This window comes from Mesorhizobium sp. M4B.F.Ca.ET.089.01.1.1, assembly GCF_004022605.1.
GTDB lineage: Bacteria > Pseudomonadota > Alphaproteobacteria > Rhizobiales > Rhizobiaceae > Mesorhizobium > Mesorhizobium abyssinicae.
Window position 1 is genome coordinate 1 of sequence record NZ_RZOS01000869.1, and the last position, 1,226, is coordinate 1,226.

Here is a 1,226-nt window from a genome sequence, read left to right on the forward strand (position 1 = left end):
GTCACCGCGAGCGACGCCGACAGGAAGGCCAGCACCACGCTGGTCAGCGTCGCCTGCCGCACCGCGCCCTCGCCGGCCAGCCGGCCGAGGTCGGCGCCGAGGCCTGCCGCGACCGTCGCCGCTATCGGGCCGGCCACGAACAGCAGGGCGAGCACGATCAGGGCCGCGTTCAGCAAGGTTTCCGCCGGGCTCGCCGAAAGGTAGCGGCGCGCCGCCACCGGCAGGTTGGCGTCGCCGGCCGTGTTGGCGCCGAGCCGCGTCAGCGCCAGCACCACGGCGAAGGTCAGCGCGATCTGCAGCAGCGTCAGCGTCACCGCCCGCGCCGGATCGAAATCGAAGCGCAGCGCCTGGTAGATGGCGACCTCCAGCGTCGTGGCGGCCGGCCCGCCGCCGAGCGTCAGCACGATGGTGAAGGAGGTGATGCACAGCATGAACACCAGCCCGGCGACGCCGGGCAGCGCCGCCCGCAGCGCCGGCCACTCGATCAGCCGGAAGGCGGGCCGGACGCCCATGCCGAGCTGGCTTGCCAACCGCCAGTGATTGGCCGGCACAGTGCCCAGCGCCTCGAGGAACAGGCGCGTGGCCAGGGGCAGGTTGAAGAAGACATGGGCGACGAGGATGCCGGACAGTCCGTAGATGCCCGGCCAATCCCGGCCGCCGAGCAGGCCGGCGAAATAGCCGGCGCTGCCATAGAGTGCCAGAATGCCGAGCGCCGCAACGATCGCCGGCAGCGCCAGCGGCAGGGCGAAGAGCTGCAGGATCAGGCCGCGCCCGCGAAATCGCGGATGCCGGGAAAGCGCGCGTGCGACGAACAACGCCGGCACGACGGAAAGCAGCGTCGACAACAGCGCCTGCCACAGCGTGAAGCGCACGACGCGCAGCAGATAGGGATCGAAGGCCGAGGCGGCGCCGGAGAAATCATGCGCGCCTTCGAGGACAAGGCCGGCAAAGGCCCCGCCGATCAGCAAGGCGATGGCGCCTAGCGCGGCGATGCCGGCGGTAATGCGGGGGTCAGAGCGAGGCGCGAGCCGCACGCTGCACCTTGGCGGAACTTAGCGAAAGCCGCGTTCCTTCGCGCCCCCCTCTGGCCTGCCGGCCATCTCCCCCGCGGAGGCTCCTTTCCTCTCCCTCCGGAGGGGGGAGAGGTGGCGCCGCGAAGCGGCGACGGAGTGGGGGAACCACCTGGAAACCGCCGCAGCGGACACAGGAAAGAGGATCGCGTGCAA

Annotated in this window: 1 protein-coding gene; it reads right to left on the minus strand. The window is 71.4% G+C overall.

Annotated elements, in window-relative coordinates; all coding sequences use genetic code 11:
• Positions 1 to 1,034: ABC transporter permease subunit (locus EN780_RS34660; RefSeq protein WP_128276497.1), on the minus strand; the 1,034-nt coding region annotated here is incomplete at its 3' end.
• Between the last annotated feature and the right edge of the window lie 192 nt (positions 1,035 to 1,226).